Annotated in this window: 13 protein-coding genes and 1 tRNA gene; 3 read left to right on the top strand and 11 right to left on the bottom strand. The window is 66.3% G+C overall.

Annotated elements, in window-relative coordinates; translation table 11 throughout:
- Positions 1–82: 82 nt before the first annotated feature.
- Together NDI89_RS18460 and NDI89_RS18455 are read left to right on the top strand one after the other, a co-directional pair.
- Positions 83–682 carry an FxsA family protein gene (locus NDI89_RS18460; protein WP_277523659.1) on the top strand — a complete coding sequence of 200 codons (600 nt, stop codon included), beginning with the start codon at positions 83–85 and terminating at the stop codon, positions 680–682.
- A gap of 77 nt (positions 683–759) precedes the next feature.
- A tRNA-Ile gene (locus NDI89_RS18455) sits at positions 760–833 on the top strand.
- A gap of 259 nt (positions 834–1,092) precedes the next feature.
- On the opposite strand, the gene NDI89_RS18450 is transcribed toward NDI89_RS18455, so the two are convergent.
- Positions 1,093–2,466, bottom strand: coding sequence for a carotenoid oxygenase family protein (locus NDI89_RS18450; protein ID WP_307729449.1), 1,374 nt, complete (start codon positions 2,464–2,466; stop codon positions 1,093–1,095).
- 217 nt (positions 2,467–2,683) lie between these two features.
- Complete coding sequence (locus NDI89_RS18445; protein WP_277523655.1) at positions 2,684–5,917, bottom strand: nitric-oxide reductase large subunit; 3,234 nt, start codon at positions 5,915–5,917, stop codon at positions 2,684–2,686.
- A gap of 654 nt (positions 5,918–6,571) precedes the next feature.
- Between NDI89_RS18445 and NDI89_RS18440 the strand changes: the two genes are divergently transcribed.
- Complete coding sequence (locus NDI89_RS18440; protein ID WP_277523653.1) at positions 6,572–6,748, top strand: CbaC protein; 177 nt, start codon at positions 6,572–6,574, stop codon at positions 6,746–6,748.
- A gap of 119 nt (positions 6,749–6,867) precedes the next feature.
- Here the strand turns inward: NDI89_RS18440 and NDI89_RS18435 are convergent, their stop codons facing one another.
- The 9 genes from NDI89_RS18435 to NDI89_RS18400 form a co-directional block, all read right to left on the bottom strand.
- Complete coding sequence (locus NDI89_RS18435) at positions 6,868–7,353, bottom strand: metal-dependent transcriptional regulator (protein ID WP_277523652.1); 486 nt, start codon at positions 7,351–7,353, stop codon at positions 6,868–6,870.
- A 161-nt stretch (positions 7,354–7,514) separates the two neighbouring features.
- Positions 7,515–9,182, bottom strand: coding sequence for an acetate--CoA ligase (locus tag NDI89_RS18430; RefSeq protein ID WP_277523650.1), 1,668 nt, complete (start codon positions 9,180–9,182; stop codon positions 7,515–7,517).
- A 748-nt stretch (positions 9,183–9,930) separates the two neighbouring features.
- Positions 9,931–10,992: a TrmB family transcriptional regulator gene (locus NDI89_RS18425; RefSeq protein ID WP_277523648.1), complete on the bottom strand. Its 1,062-nt coding sequence runs from the start codon at positions 10,990–10,992 to the stop codon at positions 9,931–9,933.
- Between the two features lie 320 nt (positions 10,993–11,312).
- On the bottom strand, positions 11,313–13,532 hold the full coding sequence (locus NDI89_RS18420) for a glycoside hydrolase family 3 N-terminal domain-containing protein (RefSeq protein ID WP_277523646.1): 2,220 nt from the start codon (positions 13,530–13,532) through the stop codon (positions 11,313–11,315).
- A gap of 98 nt (positions 13,533–13,630) precedes the next feature.
- Positions 13,631–14,737 (bottom strand): ABC transporter ATP-binding protein, encoded by a 1,107-nt coding sequence (locus NDI89_RS23865; protein WP_307729448.1) that lies wholly within the window; start codon positions 14,735–14,737, stop codon positions 13,631–13,633.
- A complete protein-coding gene (locus NDI89_RS23860) occupies positions 14,734–15,855 on the bottom strand; it encodes an ABC transporter ATP-binding protein (RefSeq protein ID WP_307729447.1) in 1,122 nt (373 codons plus the stop codon). The genes NDI89_RS23865 and NDI89_RS23860 overlap by 4 nt, the downstream gene beginning before the upstream one ends.
- A 3-nt stretch (positions 15,856–15,858) precedes the next feature.
- Positions 15,859–16,968 (bottom strand): ABC transporter permease, encoded by a 1,110-nt coding sequence (locus tag NDI89_RS18410; RefSeq protein ID WP_277523644.1) that lies wholly within the window; start codon positions 16,966–16,968, stop codon positions 15,859–15,861.
- Positions 16,955–17,971 carry an ABC transporter permease gene (locus NDI89_RS18405; RefSeq protein WP_277523642.1) on the bottom strand — a complete coding sequence of 339 codons (1,017 nt, stop codon included), beginning with the start codon at positions 17,969–17,971 and terminating at the stop codon, positions 16,955–16,957. Before NDI89_RS18405 ends, NDI89_RS18410 begins: the two co-directional genes overlap by 14 nt.
- A gap of 24 nt (positions 17,972–17,995) precedes the next feature.
- Positions 17,996–19,669, bottom strand: a complete 1,674-nt coding sequence (locus tag NDI89_RS18400; protein WP_277523640.1) for an ABC transporter substrate-binding protein — start codon at positions 19,667–19,669, stop codon at positions 17,996–17,998.
- Positions 19,670–19,897 lie beyond the last annotated feature (228 nt).

The following is a 19,897-nucleotide window of genomic DNA, read 5'->3' as shown; positions in this document are numbered from 1 at the left end:
CGGCTCGCGGTCTCGAGCGGCGGCGATTCCGATCCTGGGACGAGAGTAAAGGATTTTCACCCTTCGGTGGCTATATCTGGCCATGCTCCGGTGGATCCTCGCGCTGTTGCTCATCCCGTTCCTCGACGCCGTGTTGCTCGCGCTTTTCGTCACCCAGCTGGACGTCATCGGCTGGGCCGGGATGATCCTGCTCGTCGTCCTGACTGGACTGGTCGGCATGCTGCTCGTCCGAGCCGAGGGGCGGCGGACGATCCGGAAGATACAGCGGTCGATGGCCGAGGGCAACCCGCCGACGAACGAGCTGCTCGACGGGGCCCTCCTGATCGCCGCGGGGGCGTTCCTGCTGACCCCGGGGCTGGTCACCGACCTCCTCGGGTTCCTGCTCGCCGTGCCGCTGACGCGGATCCCGATCCGGGCCGCGCTCAAGCGCTTCGTGATCGTCCCCTACGCGGACAAGAAGACGGGCGGGTTCGCCAGCGGGAACGTCTGGACGATCGGCTTCCCGAATCGAGAAGAGGCGGGCGAACGCTCCGAGTCGACCGGCGACGGGACCTACGATCTCGGCGACGACGCCTATACGGTCGACGGGAACGACGACGAGAACTCGTACACGATCGACTTCGGCGACGAGCGGACGGACGACGCGGACGACGACAGAGACGACGATCCCCTCGCTCGGTAGGGGTTCTCACGGGTGCGAGAGAAAGAAACCCTTAAACGTTCCACCGGGCAACTACCGAGTGCGAAGGACGGCGGTGCGGGCCAATAGCTCAATTAGGTTGAGCGCCACTCTGATAAGGTGGAGGCTCTCGGTTCAAATCCGAGTTGGCCCATTTCTCGCGACGAACTACCTCGTGAGTCGTGAGTACGTGCTGCCGCGAGGATTTGAACTACGGAAGACGCATGCTCACGAGCGACGCGAGTGAGACCGTCTTCAGGTGGTTCAAATCCGAGTTGGCCCATACGTTTGCGGCGAGCAACTCCGCGAGCCGCGAGTATTCGAGTTGGCCCACTTCTCGCGACGAACTACCTCGGTGAGCCGCAGTATCGCTCGCTCGAGGTCGCGTGACGTATCGCACGACCCCACTCAAGCTACACGTCCCGGAAGAACCGGCCGTGGAAACCGAACGGTTCCGCGTGCGGGAGATCGGCCCGCGCTCGGACGTCGAGCGTCGCCGCGTCGAAGACCAGAAGCATCGTCCGCTCGCGGTCGACGTCCAGCGCCGTCGCGAGGACGACCCCCTCGTCTTCGGCCTCGGCATCGGGATGCCGGACGGGGATCGGTTCCTCGAGGTAGACCGACTCTTCCCACCATTCCCTGGCGGTACCCGTCTCGCAGTCCACTTTGACGAGTCCGTTCGCCCCCTCTCGGTGGGTCGCCTGGCCGTAGGCGTACCGGTGGTGCCGGCCGACGGCTGAGCGGGCGACGCGCGGCATCTCCATTCCGCCATCGTAGAGTCGCCGCCGGCGGACCGCGTTCGCGTCGGGATCGATGCGGTACCGCATCAGGCGGGCGTCGGACACCGCCGGAAACCCCTCGCCCTCGAGTTCGGCCAGCGACATTGAATCGACGATGTCGCCGGTCGGGAACGCCACGAGGTCGAGAACGACGGTCTCGCCGTCGACGTAGGCGTTGACGTGGTGGAAGGTAAAGGCCGGCTCGAGCGTCGGGTCAGCCGCGATGTCGCCGGTGTCGCGGTCGATCACGAGCACGCGCGTCTCGCGGTCCGGCTGCCAGTCGAGCATGTCGGTCACCCCCTCGGAAAACGGGTTGAGCGCCCGAAGCACTGAAAGTACGAGCGGCGACTCCACGATGATGACGTGATCGGTGGTGACGCTGCAGTCGTGGATGTAGGCCGGCCCCGCTGCGTCGACGGACGCGACGAGTTCGCGGGTGCGACTGTCCCGTGGGAGACGGTAGAGGTGATACTGCGGCGTCCGCCCGAACTGCGTGGTGAATCCGACCAGTTCGTCGCGGTGGGGGTCGTCGACGAGATGGGCGGCCGCGATGTGCTCGGGCAGGTCGTCGCGGAACCGAAACCGCCCGCGCGTCTCGAGCGTCTCGGGATCGAAGGCGACCCGACGTGGTGCCTCGGTGAGGGCGACGTACTCGCCGTCGACGCGGGCGACGTGGACGTTCGCGTTGTCGGTCGGGTCCGGCAGCCCCAGCGCGGTCACCGTCTCGAGGAGGCGCCGCCACCCGCGCGTGTCAGTACCGAACTGGCCGGTCAGCCGGCCGTTCATCGCATCCTCGTAGGCGTCGCTACGGAGGAACCGGTTCGAATAGCGGAGCCGGCCGTCGTCGAAGGCGTAGCGGCGGAGCATCGCGAGCCCGTCGAACCAGTGGTTGACGCGGCGGTCGCCGACCTCGAAACGGGCCGGCCCGTTGCGAATCAGCGTCCCGGAGAGCCAGTCCGGAACGGTACCCTCGACCGTCGGGCGGTGATCGGTGACCTCGGTGGTCAATGAGTGAAAGCCGACGCAAGATCCCGTCACGGCCGTGTATTCGTGCGAACGGGTATCAATCCACCGTGCGAATCGAACCGAGCCCGTATCGACGGGTGACCCGGTAGATCTCTCGGCCGGCCCGCGTCACCTCGAGCGATTCGGTGGTTCCTCTCACCGTCTTCCCGCCGTCACACTCGAGAGTGGCGAGTCCGCCGGACGAACGCCGAGCCCACCGTCAGGTATCCGTAGCCGAGTGCCGCCGGGCGGCACGGAGGTGTCGGATCGCCCCGGCGGTAAAGGCGAGCGCGCCGAGGATCATCGGCGCGTCGCCGAGCGTTCGCGCCCACAGCAGCGTCTGGACGTGCTCCTGTTCGTAGAACTCGAGACTGCGCGCGGCGGCGTAGCCGTCCCGATAGGCGGTCCGGAGCTGGACGAATCCGAGGGGGAGCAGCGACGCGACGGACATGATCACGAGACCGACGTTCGTCAGCCAGAACGCCCCGCGGAACCAGGTCGGGTCCCACGCGGCTTCGGGCGCGACGACGCGCAGGATGTACGTGCCGAGACCGAGTGCGAGCAGTCCGAACGCGCCGAACAGCGACGTGTGCGCGTGGGCGACGGTCAGGTAGGTGCCGTGTTCGTAGTAGTTGATCACCGGGAGGTTGATGAAGAAGCCGAGGACGCCGCCGCCGACGAAGTTCCACACGCTGCTCCCGAGGATGAACAGGAGCGGCAGCGTGTACGGGAAGGATTCGCCCTGGGCCTTCAGGGATCGATACTCGCCGAGGCTCCGGTAGAGCACGAACACGAGCGGGACGAACTCGAGCGTCGAGAACGTCGTCCCGAGTGGGACCCAGAAGTCGGGGAGCCCGACCCACCAGTAATGGTGGGAGACGCCGACGATGCCCGCCGCCATGATTGCGAACACTTCGAAGAGGATCGCCTTTTCGGCGTCGCCTTTGTCGATGAGGTCCATCGAGACCAGCGCGGCGGAGATCACGGCGGTGACGAAGAACTCGAAGACGCCCTCGACCCACATGTGGACGACCCACCAGCGCCAGAACTCCGTGACCGCCATGTTCGTCTCCGGCGTGTAGAGCATGCTCGCGGCGAACATGAGGGCGATCGAGCCCCCCGCGTACGTCATGAAGTGACCCAGCCCGGTCGCCGGTTCGTCCAGCTGGCGGACGCCGCGCAGCACTAATCCCGTCCAGCCGGCGAAAGCGGCGAGCAACGCGAGCTTCCAGACCCGGCCGACCTCGAGGTACTCGAGGCCCTCGGAGCCGAGCCACCACCAGCGTTCGCCGTCCTCGGGCGAGCCGAATTTCCCGCGGGTGCCGAGCCAGACGCCCGCGAACGCGCCGACCGTCGCGAGGACGAGCGCGCCGAGCAGTGCGGTCGCGCCAGCGGCCTGCCGGGGCGGATCGCGGTCGCTGAACAGTCCCGGAAGGAAGAGGCCGCCGCCGAGCCACAGCGTCGTGATCCAGAGGATTCCGAGGTTGACGTGCCAGGCGCGGCCGACCGAAAACGGGAGCAGCGAGACGATGTCGATCCCGAGCGCCTCCCCGATTCGATAGAAGCCGGTGCGTTCGACGTAGTAGTGCGCGAGCAGCGCGCCGACGAGCGTCTGGGCGACGAACAGCGCGCCGGCGACGGGGACGTACCACGCCGCGGCGTGCTGGGTCGGCGTGACCGAGACGGCGTCGGGAGAGGGCACGTCGACGAGTTCGGTCGTCGGTTCCGCGAAGTCGAACGCGTGGTACGCCCAGACGCCGAACCCGCCGCCGGCGATGAGCAGGACGACGCTGACCGTGCTCCAGACCAGGACCTGACCGGTGGGCCGGTTCCCGGTCGCGGGCACGTACGGCCAGTCGTTCGTGTAGGAGTGGTCCGAGCCGGGCCGGTTGGTGTGGGCCATCCACGCCGTCCAGCACGCGAAGTCGGCGAGTCGCTCGGCGTGGTCGGCCGAGTCGACGAACTCCGACGGAATTCCGCGTTCGGGCGACCCGTCGTGATACCGGTCGACGTACCGCTCCCGAACGCGTTCGTGAGCGTAGACTTCCGCCGCCGAGTACCGGGCGATCGACCCGTCGGGCGCGTCCGCGTCGAGTTCCCGTTCGACGCGTTCGGCGACGACTGCCCGCTCGTCGTCCGGGAGCGCCTCGAACGACTCCCCGCCTCGCTCGCGAGCGTAGTACTCGCGCATGAACTCGGCTTTCAGTTCCAGGGCGTCCGCGGTGAGGTCGACCCCGAAGTACGAGCCGTTGCCCAGGACCGAGCCGAAGTTCATGAGCCCGTTCGCCTGAAACACCTTCTTGCCGAGTTGGACCTGCTCGTCGGTGACGACGGGGTCCCCGTCCGGTCCGCGGATCTCGTCGGGAATCGGCGGTGCCCGCCTGTGGGATACCCACGCCCCCAGCCCCATCGCGACGAGGTTGGCGACGAAGAGCGCGACCAGCGCCAGCGACCCGGTCGATCCGGACCGAAGCGCTGCGAGATCGAGCCCGTCGCCCCCGGTCTCGAGCGGCAAACTCGAGAGCAATTCGAGGACGTCCCGCTCGAGCGGGAGGAACCCGCTCTCCGCGTCGGTCAGGGTCGACGCCACGACCGGGAGGAGACGGGCGAGGGACCGATCGCCACCAACGGAGTCCGAGAGGATTAGTGCCGCGAGCGCCAGCGCTGCTGCCGGTCGGCCGGACCTCGCGTCCGTCGGAACCGCAGCGTCGATCGACCGGGAACGTCCTCGTCGGGGGCGCTCCTCGATCCCGGTCGCATCGGCCGACCGGTCACCGGCGATCGTCGGTAGTTCCTCGGTCAGGGTTCGCTCGAGGGCGTGACCGACGAGGACGGCGTCCCGCCGGAGAACGTCGGCGAGAACGCACTCGAGGGATCGATCGCACTCGACGTCCAGTTCCCCGCAGAATCGCGACCACGCGTCCGAGTACGACCTCCCGTCTGATTTCGATGGGTCCGAGAGCTCTCTCGAATCGTCGGCACCGAGCGCCTCGAGCACCTCCTCTATTTCCACGTCCGTTTCCGCGGCCAGCTGGTCCCGGATCGCCCGCAGCGCGTCGTCGTCGAGTCGCGTCTCGTCCAGCCCGTATCGGCGCAGGAACCGCTCGAGCCGGCGATCGAAGGGATCGTCGATACTCGAATCGAGTCCGGATCGCTCGCGGAGTTCCTCGAGCGGACGCCCCGCCAGTCGTTCGCACAGTTCGTCGGCGGCCCGCTCGAGGAGTCGATCGCGGAACTCGTCCCCGGGTCGGTCCGCGGACCGCGTCCGGAGTTCGTCGACGCCCCGATCGATGGCGCCGAGGACCCGCTCGCCGGCAGCCCGACGGGTCCGCTTCGAGAAGTCGGTGACGAGTTCCGTCCCCGCCTCGACCCGATCCGTCAGGTACCCGGACGGGCGCTGTCGACCGGTGCCGCTGGCCGAGTCATTCGCTGACAGAAGGTTCCTGAGACCCATGATCAGTTATTGCCACGTTCGGTATCCTAGTAGGCTCGAAGCCGGCGGATAATGGTACACGCGTCAGCTGCAAGCAACGTTCCACCGGAGCGACGCGACGGATACCGGGCGAACGGCCCGAACGGGTTCGGGAAAACTGAGTTGCGTCTGTGACCGTGTTCATCGCTATGAACTGCCGCGATCGGCCGTCCTCGCTCGCATCCACACAGGAAAGCGGCTACGAGACCCCGGTTCGCTCGAGCCGATGGACTGATCGTCGATCACTGGGTCGTCTATGACCGCGATGGGGCGCGATTCGCGCGGGTTTCAGTTGCTGTATCAGTACGCAGCCGTCTGCCTCGCTCTGATCGGTGGAGTGATGGGATTCGCCGTCGGAGGGGGCGAAGCTGCCAGCGTACTGGCCCTCGTCGGCTATTTTTCCGGAAAGACGGCCCACAGTTTGGGGTGGGCCCTCACGAGTTCCGGATAGTCCGGCGAGGGCTGCAGTAACTGCCGTCGGCGAATAGACGGACGCGAACCGAGAGTCACCAGGAGTGATCGCTGGGGGTGCCGTCGATCGCTCGAGCGTCGAGCGTTCGGCCGATAGCCGTCGAAGGCCGCAGTCCGGTACACCGAACCTATTCGGCGGTATCCAGTGGTGGACTCCTCGTCCTCGTGGCCGTCCTCGTCCCGATCATCGTCGAGTTACGGACGGCCCTCTCGTGGTTCGGTATCACGCTCTCCGTCTTCGAGACGATCGTGCTCGGATTGGGGATCGTCATCGCCGTACTGGCGTGGGCAGCCTGGCCGCCGAGTGAGACAGCCGAAGCGGGTTCAGTCCGATCCGAGTAACCGAAACAGATGGACGGTCCGGAATTTCTCTTCCGGAACCGAGAGGGTAACACTCCGTACTGAAGCGCGGGCCTTCTCCCTCCATTTCGCGGCCAGTCGGTAGGCCGGAATCGTCCGAATTAGCCTTCGGCACGCGCTGCAACGAGACAGTCGTCGTCCTCCCGTCCGACGCGTCGACAGGTATCGAGACACGGATTATCGACCCGCTCACGGAGTCGACGGATACCGCCTTCGGGAACCGTGTACCCGATTCGATACGCGGTGTCGCCGTCGATATCGTACGACAAAATGCGATCGAAAAAGGACGCAACAACGCACTGTCGCCACGCGAGCGATTCGGCGGTTCGCTCTCCCCGAGGCGTCACCGCGACGCCTGCATACGGTTCGTACTCGAGGAACGAGTCGTCGGCTAGCTTTCCCGCCATCTCCGTCACGCTCGCGGGACTGATGGCCAGTCGCTCGGCGAGTTCGCCGGTTCGAACTCGCCGATCGTCTCGTGAGGAGAGTCGATAGACGGTGAGAAGGTACCACCCCGCTGCCGAACTGAGCGAATCGGGGAGCGTGGCGGTTTCGTCGGATTCGGGTGACGATTCTGCGGAAGCCATTGTTCGGTAGGTAGTGACACGGGATACCGTGAAAGGCGTTCGCCGAATACCTTCGGTCCTCGAGTCCGCACAGCCGGTCGTCCCGTCTCGGGCTGCCGTCTCGAGCGGTCCGCGCTCGAGAGGCCGGCGGGGACGGACGTCGACCGACGGCCGGCTGGACGTTACGAGTCCTCGAGCGACGCGCGACGCACTTTCCCGGTCGCGGTTTTCGGGAGTTCGTCGACGAACTCGATCTCGCGGGGGTACTCGTACTTGGCGAGGCGTTCCCGGACGTGCTCTCGGATCGCCGTTCGGAGGGCGTCGCTCGGGTTCCGCCCCGAGGAGAGGACGACGAAGGCCTTCGGGACCTCGCCGCGCTCGTCGTCGGGAACGCCGATGACGGCGGCGTCTGCGACCGCGTCGTGGCCGGCGATGCTGTCTTCGACTTCCTCGGGGCCGATTCGGTACCCCGCGGAGATGATGACGTCGTCCTTCCGGCTCTTGAACGAGACGTAGCCGTCGTCGTCCATGGTCCCGAGGTCCTCCGTCAGGAGCCAGCCGTTGCGAACCTTCCGCTCGGTTTTCGCGGGCTTGTTCCAGTACTCTTTGAAGCAAACCGGATCGTTCTCGTACCGGACTGCGATTTCGCCGACCTCACCGGACTCGACGGTCGCCTCGGCCGTGTCGGGATCGACGATCGCGATCTCGTGGCCCGGACCGGGCAGCCCCATCGATCCCTCGCGGGACTCCGCGAGGGCGGTGCACTCGCCGACGAGCAGGTTGGCCTCGGTCTGGCCGTACCCCTCGTGGACGACCGCACCGTCGAACGTCTCCCCCGCCCAGTCGGCGATCGTCTCGCCGAGCGACTCGCCGCCGCTCGCGATCGCCCGGAGCGAACCCACGTCGTAGCCGTCCGTCTCCTCGACCTGCATCATCATCCGCAGGGCCGTCGGCGGTGCGAAGAAGTTCGTGACCCCGTAGCGCTCGAGCAGGTCGAAGGCCGTCTCCGGGTCGAACTGGCCGCCGTTGTACGCGACGACCGGCTTCCCGTAGAACAGCGCCGGAACGACGACGTCGAACAGCGAGGCGATCCAGGCCCACTCGGCCGGCGTCCAGAAGACGTCGCCCGCCTGCAGGTCCACGTTTCCGAACGTCGTGATGAACAGCGGCAGGTGTCCCAGCAGCATCCGGTGGGCGTGGCGGACGCCCTTCGGATCGCCGGTCGTCCCGGAGGTGTAGATGAGGACCGCGTCGTCCTCGGGATCGGTCTCGACGGGCTCGAACTCGCGGGAGTAGTCCTCGATGGCGTCCCAGAGGTCCGTCTCGTCGTCGCGTCGATCGACGTCGCCGACGGTCAGGACGGTCTCGAGGTCGGGGAGGTCCGTGCGGGCTTCCCGGAGGGTCTCCGCGTTGGACTCGTCGACGACGGCCGCGACCGCGTCGCAGTCGGCCAGGCGATACCCGACCGCGTCGGGGCCGAACAGGGTCGACAGCGGGACGGACATCGCGCCGAGTTTCCAGCAGGCCACGTGGGCGATCACGGCCGCGGGCCGCTGTGGGGTGTTGACCCCGATACGGTCCCCCGGTTCGACGCCCCGTTCGCGCAGGTGATTGGCGAGCTGGTTCGTGATATTTCGGAGCTGCCAGAACGTGTACGTTGCCGTGTTCCCGTCCTCATCCTCGGCGAACAGGGCGACGCGACCCTTGTCCTCCGCCCACCGATCGCAGACGTACGTCGCCATATTGAACCGGTCGGGCACCTCCCACTCGAAGGACTCCCGAAGCTGCTCGTAGCTCTCCCACTCGTCGTCGTAGAAATGATAGGCGTCCAATCGCGTTCCGGCCGTCATTCTATCACTCGAGATGTGTTATCAGCGACCATACTCTCAGTGGGACCTTCCGTCGGAGCCGACGAAAAGCTTGCTACTAGACGCAGCGGACTCGGTAGTGACCGATTCGGGGCCAGCTCGCCGCGGTGGATGCGACGAACCCATCGTCGAGCGCCGGATCGGTACCCCGTCTCGAGCACCCGTATTCGTGGAAAGTAACGGAATCAGATATAGTTTTACGATATTATATATTCACTCGTATAGTTCGATACACGAGGGAGGAGCAGCAGGGTGCCGTACCGTGTGTCGGCCGTCATCGTCGCGATCTCTCGGCAAAAACGGTTCGTGTGGACACCAGTTGGGAGTTATCGACGGAACCATCGGTCCACGACGAGCGAGGGGGTACCGACAGGTCGGCCGATCGTTCATCGGAACGCCGTATATAGCCAAAATTCGCGACAAACGGCCAGAAAGCGGCTATTCCGGACCAGTCACGCGATAACCAAGCCGATCAGCGAGCGGAACTAGATATCTCCCAGACACATACTTGTTCTAGTAGATGGGAGATATAGACAGTATTATTATACTATATCGGACGGCCGCTCGAGACCACCCGACCGTCCCGGGACTCGGTCGGGATTACATTCATATATGTGTAAAGGAGGGACACACCGACAGATATCGCAAACCAGTGTCCAGGCACGATTCCCGAGGAGTCACCGGAGGCCGCCACGCGACAGGCACCGATCGCTGGCCCGCCGCATCCCCGTTACGGGTTCGGGAGATCGATTCCCTCCACCCGGATGATCTCGGCCTCGACGTCCTCGAACAGGGCGCCCCACGCGCCGATCGAGACGACCCCCTCGTCCGTCTCGAGGAAGAGCGTGACCTGTCCGGCGAGGTCCGTGTACGTGGGGTCCCGCGGCGGTTCGAGTCGGCCGCCCCACGTCGCCCGGACGAGGGTTCCGCGGAGGTCGACCCGCGCTCCGGTCTCGGTTCGGTGGCCGATCACGCGGAGCGTCATCTCCGCGCCGTCGCGGAGTAGCGAGGCGGCGTCGTGGACGAACCCCTCGATGCTCACGTAGGTCGGGGACTGGTCTCGATCGATCGAGAGCCGGTCGTTGTGCGCCCACAGACACGTCCGGAAGTACCAGTGCATGATGAAGGAGAGGATCTCGTCGCCGATCGTGATCCCGTAGGAGCGGTCGCTGTGGACGTTCGGAGCGAAGAACGCGTACCGACGGTCGACGATCGCCAGGAACGGGCCCGGGATCGGACACCGTCGAACCTCGAGGACGCCGTCGATGTCGGGAACGTCGGCGTCGCCGGCGTCGTAGACCGCGATCTGGATCAACGCGCCGTTCGCGGCCGCGGTCTCGATCGACGGCCGCAACTCCTCGAGCTGGTCCGGCGTGGCGGCCAGCGCGACGGAGACGTTCGATTCGGCGATCGCGTCCCCGGTACTCCGGAGGACCGTTTCGGTCCGCTTGAGGACGCTGATTCGCGAGTCCTGGGGATCGGGTCGTTCCCAGCGCTCTTCGATCTCGCCGGCGGCGTCCGCGAGCATCTCGCTTTTGTGTCGCAGCCGGTTGAGCACGTCGACCGGTTCGCGCGGCCGAGCGTACAACTGGTCCCGGTCGAGCGTCTCCACGAATCCCTCTTCCTCCAGCGACCGAACGATCTCGTAGATCCGCGAGGACGAGACCGACGACTCGTGAGCGATCTCGACGACCGGTGCGGTCCCGAGTTCGAGGAGCGCCAAGTACGCCTCGGATTGCTGACCGGTCAGTCCGGCGTCCTCGAGCACGCGTTGGAGCGTTTCCGTGTCCATACGTGTGCTGGTTTCCGGGTGTACAAAAATCTATGTGCATGGAGTTTTGAAGTTGTAAAAACACATTTTCAACACACATATTTTATCGTTCAGTCGCGGTATTTACCGCCACTTCGTCTTTCGATTCGCGTTCGAGTAGTCGTTCTGTACTGGTCGATACACAAACCGCTTGGCAAGTATCGGGTCGATCTGAGGGCGGAAACGGGGCGGTCGGCGTCCGTTGAACGGATCGAAGAGAGGGGCCCCCTGAGTCGAGACGACCGTCGCTATCGGTTCGGTGTGTCGAGAAGAGTCGATCCGCCCGTAATCCCGCCAGCGCGTCAGCGCCGCTCGGTCCCCGGCTCGACCGTGACAGTCGTCGACCGGCCCTCACAGGAGAGTTCGAACGTTCCCGGCTCGACGGTCGTCCGTCCGCGGGAATCGGTCACGGCGAGCGCGTCGTTCGGTATCGTCACCTCGGCCGTCGTCGACTCGCCCGGATCGAGGGCGACCCGCGCGAACCCGACGTGCTCGCAGACCGGTCGAACGCGCGAGCTCACTTCGTCTCGCAGGAAGAAATCGACCGCTCGATCGCCCGCTCGGTCGCCGACGTTTTCGACCGTGATCGACGCGGTGACCGATTCGGCGGGGCCGATCCGGGGCTCCGCGACCGACAGGTCGGAACAGGCGAACTCGGTGTAGCTCTCGCCGTGGCCGAACTCGTAGAGGGGGTCGTACGTGTCGGGGTGTTCGTCGGCACCGATCGGCGTCGGATGCGCGAAGTGGTTGAACGTCGTCGGCACGTCGGCCACGGAGCGAGGGACGCTGACGGGCAGTCGACCCGACGGGTTGTAATCGCCGAACAGGACGTCCGCGATGGCTTTTCCGCCTTCGCTTCCCGGGTAGTACGAGTACAACAGCGCAGCGGCGTTCTCGGCGCACCAGGACAGCGACAGCGGTCGGCCCGCGATCGCGACGACCACGAGCGGCGTCCCGGTCTCGTAGACCGCCTCGAGCAGGTCTCGCTGGGCGCTCGGGAGCGCGAGCTGCGATCGGGTCGGGAACTCACCGGTCGGTCCGACGAGACCGTTCGGTCCGAACTCGTGGTAGTACCACCCCTCGCCGACGGCGACGACCGCCACGTCCGCGTCCGCCGCCGCGTCGGCGACCGTCTCGAGATCCCGTCGCTCCCGGAGGGTGGCCCCCCGCTCGTACCGGACCGTCGTCTGGTCGCCGGCTCGATCCATGATCCCATCGAGGACGGTCGTTCCGGACGCCGGATCCGGCTCCTGAACGCTCCATCCGCCGTACTGGTTCCGAAGCGACGCCGCGTTCGGCCCCGCGACGAGAATCGAGTCCAGCCCCGCGGATAGCGGGAGCACCCCGTCGTTCTCGAGGAGCGTCTGGGACTCGCGGGCCGCTCGCAGCGCGGCCGTCCGGTGGGCCGACGAGCCGACCGTGGTCCGGACCGTCTCGACGTCGACGTAGGGATCGTCGAAGAGGTCGAGCGAGGCCTTGAGATCGAGAATTCGGGAGACTGCGGCGTCGATCGCGGCCTCCGACAGCTCGCCCGACTCGACGAGGTCCCGAACGTGGGCCGCGTACTCGTCGCGACCGATCGAGATCAGGTCGAGCCCTGCGTCGATCGTCGTCCGTGCGGAATCGCGCTGCGAGGCGGTCACGCGGTGGTCCTCGTGGAGGTGATCGATCCCGCCCCAGTCCGAGGCGACCGCACCCTCGAACCCGAGCCGCTCGCGCAGGAGGTCGGTGAGGTACCGCCGGGAGCCGTGTGCCGGCTCCCCGTCGATGGAGTTGTAACAGGGCATCACCACCGACGCGCCGGCGTCGATCGCCTCGACGAACGGCGGTACGAACAGCTGGTGGATCGTGCTCGCGGACCGATCCACCGCCGCGGCGTCCTCGCCCCCCGCGGGATCGCCGTACGCCGGGAAATGTTTCGCCGTCGCGGCAACCCGCGGCCCGCGGTCCTCGGACTCGAGCCCGCGAACGGTCGCTCCCGCGAACGCCCCGCACAGCAGCGGGCTTTCGCCGTACGTCTCGAAGGTGCGGCCCCAGCGCGGGTCGCGAACGACGTCACAGGTCGGGCCGTAGTTCAGGGTCGCGCCGGTCGCCCGCATCTCCGCGGCCGTGATCTCGCCGGCCCGCCGCGCGATCGCGGGGTTCCGGGTGGCGGCGATCCCCAGTCCGTGGGGAAACACCGTCGCCCCGTCGACGTACGCGTGGCCGTGCACCGCGTCGACGGGAAGCAACAGCGGGATCCCGTGGCTCGTCTCTTCGACCGCGACCCGCTGGAGGCGATTGGCGATCTCGGCGACACGTTCGGGATCGTGATACCGAGAGACGCCGATCCCGAACGCCGCGATCGACCCGACGTTCTCGTCGCGGACGAGCGCCGCGGCGTCGTCGACGCTCAGTTCGACGTCTCCCATCGACCCGACGAACGCACCGACGAGTTGCCCGGCCTTCTCGGCCAGCGTCATGGTCTCGAGATCGGGTACTGCACAGTCCTCGCTCTCCGGAGGTCGCTCTGGAGCGGCCATTGTTGCTTTCGAAGGCGGTGACGGCTATTAAAAGTGAGTGCTCGCGACGGACGCTACCGGTTCGAGCCGACTCGGGACGCAAAAACGACCGGCGACGGTTACTCGGCGGGTGACGGCTGTGACGGAGGCGCGTCGTCGACCGACTCGTCCTCGTCGGCCAGCGGCGGCGACGACCAGTACTCGTGGTCGTCGAGCTCGCGGAAACACGCCACCTCGTGGTCCGCCGCCGCATCGACGGGCTCCGGACTGTGCCGCCGGCACGCCTCGCGCGCCTCGGGACAGCGGGTGTGGAACCGGCAGCCGCTCGGCGGATCCGTTGGGTCCGGAATGTCGATCGTCCGAACCGGCGGTTCCGGCGCGTCGGATCCGGCGTGGAGATCCGGTGTCGCCCACCGAAGCACCTTCGTGTAGGGGTGTTTCGGGTCGTTGATGATCCGCTCCGCGGGGCCGATCTCGACCAGCTCCCCGAGATACATCACGCCGATCCGTCCTCCGGCGTGGGAGGCGAGGTAGCGCGCGTTCGAGAGGTCGTGGGAGACGAACACGAACGACGTGTCGAACTGGGCCTGTAACTCGAGCAGCAGATCCATCATCTCGACGCGCAGGGAGACGTCGAGCGCCGAGATCGCCTCGTCAGCCAGGATCAGGTCGGGATCCATCAACAGGGCGCGGACGAGCGCGACGCGCTGTTGCTCCCCGCCCGAGAGCTGATGGGGATATCGCCCCGCGTAGTCGGCCGGCGGCGTCATACCGACCCGCTCGAGCATCGAGCGCACCTCGCGGCGGCGGTCGCCCGCGCTCATGTCGGACTGCCAGCGCTTGAGCGGGGCCTCGAGGATCTTCCGCACCCGCCGATTGGGGTTGAGCGAACCGCCGGGGTCCTGATGGATGATCTGGAGCGATCGGCGGATCTCGTCGTGGGGGATTTCGACGTCGCCGCGGCCGTCCTTCGCGTCCCAGACGTCCTGCCCGCGGTACCGGACGCTCCCCCCGGTCGGTCGCTGGAGCCCGATCGTCGTCTTCCCGAGGGTCGTCTTCCCGCAGCCGGACTCCCCGACGAGGGCGACGACGTCGTTCTCTTCGATATCCAGCGAGACGCCGTCGACGGCTCTCACGACCTCCGGCTCGCCGAAGTCGAGCAGTCCCTGGCTCTCCTCGAAGTGCACCTCGACGCCGTCCAGCGAGACGAGCGGCTCCCCGCTCATCGGTGCTCCTCCGTAATCGACGTCTGCGGGTCCGCGTCGACGTCTACGCCGGTGAACGGGACCGCCTCGGCCGCGTCTTCCCAGTGGAAACACGCGGCCTCGTGAGCCGCATCCACCTGCCGGAAGTCCGGATCGTCGGCGACGCACGTCTCGTCGGCGAGCGGGCACCGCGGGTGGTACGTACAGCCGTCGGGAACGTCCACCGGGTCCGGAGCCGCCCCCTCGATCGATCGCATCTCCTCGAGCGGTGCGTCGAGGTTCGGCGTCGCGTTCAACAGCGCCCGGGTGTAGGGGTGGGCCGCGTGCCGGAGGATCTCGTCGGTCGGCCCGATCTCGATCAACTCGAAGGCGTACATCACGGCGATGCGGTCGGCCAGTTCGGCGACCAGCGGCAGATCGTGCGTGATGAACACCATCGTCAGATCGTGCTTCTCCCGGAGGTCCTCGAGCAGGGAGAGGATCGACCGCTGCATCAGCAGGTCCAGCGCGGCCGTCGGCTCGTCCATCACGAGCACCTCCGGCTCGAGCACCAGCGACAGCGCGATCAGCGCCCGCTGTCGCATGCCGCCGCTGAGTTCGTGCGGGTAGGCGTCGAGGACCCGCTCGGGCTCGAGGTAGAGGTCCGAGAGCAGTTCGCGAGCCCGCTCCATCCCCGCCTCGACGTCGTCGTCGTGGGCCTCGAGCGTTTCGACGAAGTGTTCGCGAACACCCATGGTGGGGTTGAACGAACTCATCGCGCCCTGGAACACCATGGAGATCTCCTCCCAGCGCAGCCGTTTCAGTTTCCGGTCGCTGAGTCCGAGCACGTCGACCGGCTCGCCGTCCTCGGGGTAGTAGGTGATCTCCCCCGACAGGACGCCGGGATCGACCACCGCGTCCAGCATCGAGGAGGCGAGCATCGATTTGCCGCTACCGCTCTCCCCGACGACCCCGATGATCTCGCCGCGGTGGACGTCGAGATCGACGTGATCCATGACGCGGGAGACCCCGCGGTCCATCTCGAAGGAGACCTCGGCGTCCCGGATCTCGAGGACGTGATCGGCCGTGCCGTCCGTGCTACCCGTACGCTCTGTACTGTGCGTTGCCGTCTGCGTGGATCGTGTGTCTTGGTCGGTCATTGCTCAGGCGGGTGGATTGACCTCGCGGTCGGTGTCGTCTTCCTGGACCGTCTCGCCCGCGTGTCGGGTGCGAACGCGGGGGTTGAACAGCCTGTCCGTGCCCTGCGAGAGGAGGATCAGCGCCATCGAGAGCGCGACGATCGGGACCATCGGGGCGAGGAGCATGTACGCCTTGCCCGAGACGGTCAGAGCGTTGTAGAGGTTGTACGCCCAGTCGAGCATCACGCCCCAGTTCTCGGCCATTCCGCCGCCGAGCAGCCCAAGGTAGTACAGCGCGATGCTGTCGTAGACGACACGTCGGGCCGCGTAGACGAAGTTGACGGTAATGTACGGCATCAGGTTCGGCAGGATGTCCGTCCGGATGATCTGCGGGGTCGAGATACCCATCGTGCGCGAGGCCTCGACGTAGGACTGCTCGCGCAGGGAGAGCACCTGCGAGTGGATCGTCCGGGCGAGACCCGCCCAGACGTTGATCGTGATGAGCACCCCGATCACGTACGGCGACGACGGCCGGATGATCGCGACGAGCACGACGACCAGCGGCAGGCCGGGGATCGACATCGCGATATCGACGATCGTGTTCAGAACGGATTCGACGGTACCGCCCTTGTAGCCGGAGACCGTCCCGACCGCGGTCGCCATCGCCGTCGAGAAGACGCCGCCGGCGAGGACCATCTGCAACATACTGGGCGTCGCCCAGAGGAGGGCCGAGAGGATGTCGACGCCGTTGTCGAACGTGCCCAGCGGGTACTGCCAGTTCTCGAACGGGCGTACGCTGCGTCGTTCATCGGTGATCCCGACCGGACTCCGCGGGGCCTCGAGTTCCCAGGGCGAGCCGAAGAGTCGAAGCGCGTCGTTCAGCAGGGTGTAGCCGGCCTGATGGAGCCAGACGAGGAGGGCCGTCGCGACGAAGCCACCGAGGATCAGCAGCGCGACTTTCGTCCGCCAGTCGGCCCACGCCACTTTGAACGGGGCGATCACCGACTCGTCGAACGTCTCTCGAGCGCGCTGCCGGCGGGTGACGGCCGTGATCTCCGAGTCGCCGAACATCTCACCGGTCCCGCCGTCGGTTCGGGGATCGTCGTCACCCGCGTCGTCGTCAGTACGCTTCACCCTGATCACCCGATTTGATCCGCGGATCCAGCATGCTGTAGGTCACGTCCGCGACGAACGTCGCGATCACGACGCACACCGTGATCACGATGAACGTGCCCATCATGAGCGGGACGTCGGTGGCGTCGATCGCCTCGTACATCCAGTAGCCGACGCCGTGGTACTGGAAGATCTGCTCCAGGACGACCGACGACCCCAGCATGAACCCGATCGAGAGCAACAGGCTGGTGTAGAGGGGGAGGACCGCGTTTCGGCCGACGTATCGAAGGGCGATGCGTCGCGAGGACAATCCGCGAAGCTCGGCGACCCTGACGTAGTCCTCGCCGAGGGTCTGGATGCTGTTGCCGCGCATCGAGAGCGCGAGCAGTCCGTAGCCGGTGATGAGATACGAGAGCGCCGGGAGCACCGCGTGTCTGAGCGCGCCCCAGACGAACGCGACGGTGAAGCCGGGGTCGACCCGCGGCGGTCGTCGTCCCCGCGGCGGGAACAGCTCGAGGATCGGCGCGTCGCTGTAGCCGACCCAGAGGATCAGCAGGAACGCGGCGACGAAGTAGGGGACCGAGGTGGTGACGATCCCGACGAACGTGTTCGCGATGTCGAACCACGACCCTTCCCGGTAGGCCATGATCGCGCCGAGCGCCAGGGAAATCGCGAACATGCCGAGAGTCGCGAGCGACATCACGAGCAGCGTCCACGGAACGGCCTCGGCGAGCGTCGTGCTGACGTCCTGACCGGCCACGAACGAATATCCGAGGTCGCCCTCGAGCAACGCCGACACGTACGTGAGATAGCCCTCGAGCAGCGACGCCTCCGGGTCGAACATGAGCCGACTCTCGATCGATTCCCGAACGATTTCCGGGTCGACGTTGCTGTTCTGGACGATCCGATCGACCATGTGATCGACCAGGGATCCCGGAACGTTCCACGCCAGGACGAACGCGACGGTCACCACCGCCCAGAGCGTGAACAGTGCTTGTCCGGTCCGTTTGAGGTACCAGTTCATAAGCGAGGAAGATGGAACTGACGGTCAATCGTCGAATTTCAGCAGCCCGGGCGTGTCGTACCCCTCGAGGCTCTCGTCGACCTTGGGGAGCCACCACAGCGGCCAGTACGAGGAGAAGTGCGGCGACTCCTCGGGAACCTCGAAGCGGTCGCCGTTGATGAACGACTGCTCGTACTTCTCCATGACGTAGATACAGGGAACGTCCTCGTTGACGATGCGCGCCAGCCGTTCGACGATCGCTTCCTGCTCGGACTGGTCGGTCGTCGTCGCGAAGGTCTCGAGTTCGGCTTCGACGTCGATCGTCTCGCCGTCGAGTTCGACCTCGGTGGGGTAGTTCGCGAAGTGGCTCTCGGTGTCGCGCAGCCGATTGCGAAGGATGTAGTCCAGCGAGAAGTAGGGGTGGTTCATGCGCGGCGCGCCGCCCGCCGTGTGCTGGTCGACGAAGAGGTCGGGACCGGACCCCGCGTAGCTCCCCGGTCCCTCGGATCGGCCGTCGGCCGACGCGTCCCAGCCGGCCTGATTGAGGTAGTCGACGATCGTTCTGGCCGCGTCCGCCCAGTCGGTCCAGGTCTGTGGGAAGGTGAGCTCGATCCCGATCTCGCCCATCTCGTAACCGGCCTCGTTGAGCAGTTCTTCGGCCCGCTCGGGGTCGTAGTCGTAGACGGTGAACCCGTCCGGTTCGGTGGAGCCGAGCCAGTCCTCGACGCTGGCCCACGTGAGTCCGGTCGGCGCGGGGTGGTGGCTGACCTTCGTGCTTTCGCCGATGTTCCCGATCACCGCCTCGCGATCGATCGAGTGATAGAGCGCCTGCCGGACCTCCCGCTGGTCCCAGGGCTCCTGCTCGTGATCGAACCAGATCGCCATGCCGAAGCCGCCGGGGACCCGGTACTCGTGAACGTGGTCCGGGAACCCCTCGAGGACGTCCGGCGGCGTAAACAGGCTGTGTTGGCCGTCCGTTTCGCCGCGTTTCAGCGACTCCTGTGCGGCGTTGTTCCCGTCGCGGAATTCGACCCGGTAGCCGTCCCAGTTGTACCGATCGGCCAGGGCGTGATCGGCGTACTCCTCGAGCCCGTCGCGCGGCTCGGTCTGCGAGTACGTGTCGTTGTGTTCGGTCAGCGCGATCGGGCCCGACGGATCGGGGTCGGCGACCTCGACACCCGCGGGATCTTCCGCCCAGTTTTCCCCCTCGAAGTCCGCCGGCGAGTAGGCCGCCTGCTCGGCCAGCAGCGCGTACTCGACGAGGTCCGTGTTCGTTCCCTCGGGATAGGAGACGGTCAGCTCGTACTCGCCGGTCGCTTCGACGCCGTCGATGAACTGCCAGACCGGCTGATCGGCCGCTTCGAGGACCTCGAGCTGGAACGCGAGGTCCTCGGCGGTGACGGCGTCACCGCTGCCCCAGGTGAACTCCTCGGAGAGGGTGAGCGTCAGCTCGCCGCCGTCGTGGTCCCACTCCTGGACGAGGTGCGGATAGAACTCGTCGTCGTCGATCAGGTACTGGGTCCACTGGGCGAACAGGCCGAACCGGTCGTGCGGGATCTCCCAGCCGGCGAGGAGGTTCCAGTGATAGTTACTGGCGGGGAAGTTCACCTGCGTACCGACGAACCAGTCGCCACCGCCGTCGCTGCCGCCGCCGGTACAGCCGGCGATCGCAGCGGCACCCGTCGCACCCGCAATCGATACGAACTCTCTTCGGGACACTATATCGCTATAGTCCCCACTTGTTTGGCTGCGAACCATACGATACCCTAGTCAAAGTTGATCATACATAAGTTTAGGGATATATTTTAAGTAGATCTGTGTTAGTACCTTTTCATATGCGTAGCGCGCGAAAACGTTCCTTGCTGCGGGTGAGGGATACTGATAAGCGGGTTCACCGAAGCGCCGGTTCCGACGACGACACTCGAGCGACGGCGGACACGACCGTGC

Origin of the sequence: Natrinema salsiterrestre (assembly GCF_029502005.1) — an archaeon.
In the GTDB taxonomy this organism is placed as follows: Archaea; Halobacteriota; Halobacteria; order Halobacteriales; family Natrialbaceae; genus Natrinema; species Natrinema salsiterrestre.
The sequence above is the reverse complement of the archived record's forward strand: the minus strand, read 5'-3'. Positions and strand labels throughout refer to the sequence as shown.

What these genes read in the sequence shown, in the direction of transcription:
- NDI89_RS18460 (WP_277523659.1), top strand. Translation starts at nt 83, where the DNA reads ATGCTCCGGTGGATCCTCGCGCTGTTGCTCATCCCGTTCCTCGACGCC.
- NDI89_RS18445 (WP_277523655.1), bottom strand. Translation starts at nt 5,917, where the DNA reads ATGGGTCTCAGGAACCTTCTGTCAGCGAATGACTCGGCCAGCGGCACC.
- NDI89_RS18435 (WP_277523652.1), bottom strand. Translation starts at nt 7,353, where the DNA reads ATGGCTTCCGCAGAATCGTCACCCGAATCCGACGAAACCGCCACGCTC.
- NDI89_RS18430 (WP_277523650.1), bottom strand. Translation starts at nt 9,182, where the DNA reads ATGACGGCCGGAACGCGATTGGACGCCTATCATTTCTACGACGACGAG.
- NDI89_RS18425 (WP_277523648.1), bottom strand. Translation starts at nt 10,992, where the DNA reads ATGGACACGGAAACGCTCCAACGCGTGCTCGAGGACGCCGGACTGACC.
- NDI89_RS18420 (WP_277523646.1), bottom strand. Translation starts at nt 13,532, where the DNA reads ATGGCCGCTCCAGAGCGACCTCCGGAGAGCGAGGACTGTGCAGTACCC.
- NDI89_RS23865 (WP_307729448.1), bottom strand. Translation starts at nt 14,737, where the DNA reads ATGAGCGGGGAGCCGCTCGTCTCGCTGGACGGCGTCGAGGTGCACTTC.
- NDI89_RS23860 (WP_307729447.1), bottom strand. Translation starts at nt 15,855, where the DNA reads ATGACCGACCAAGACACACGATCCACGCAGACGGCAACGCACAGTACA.
- NDI89_RS18405 (WP_277523642.1), bottom strand. Translation starts at nt 17,971, where the DNA reads ATGAACTGGTACCTCAAACGGACCGGACAAGCACTGTTCACGCTCTGG.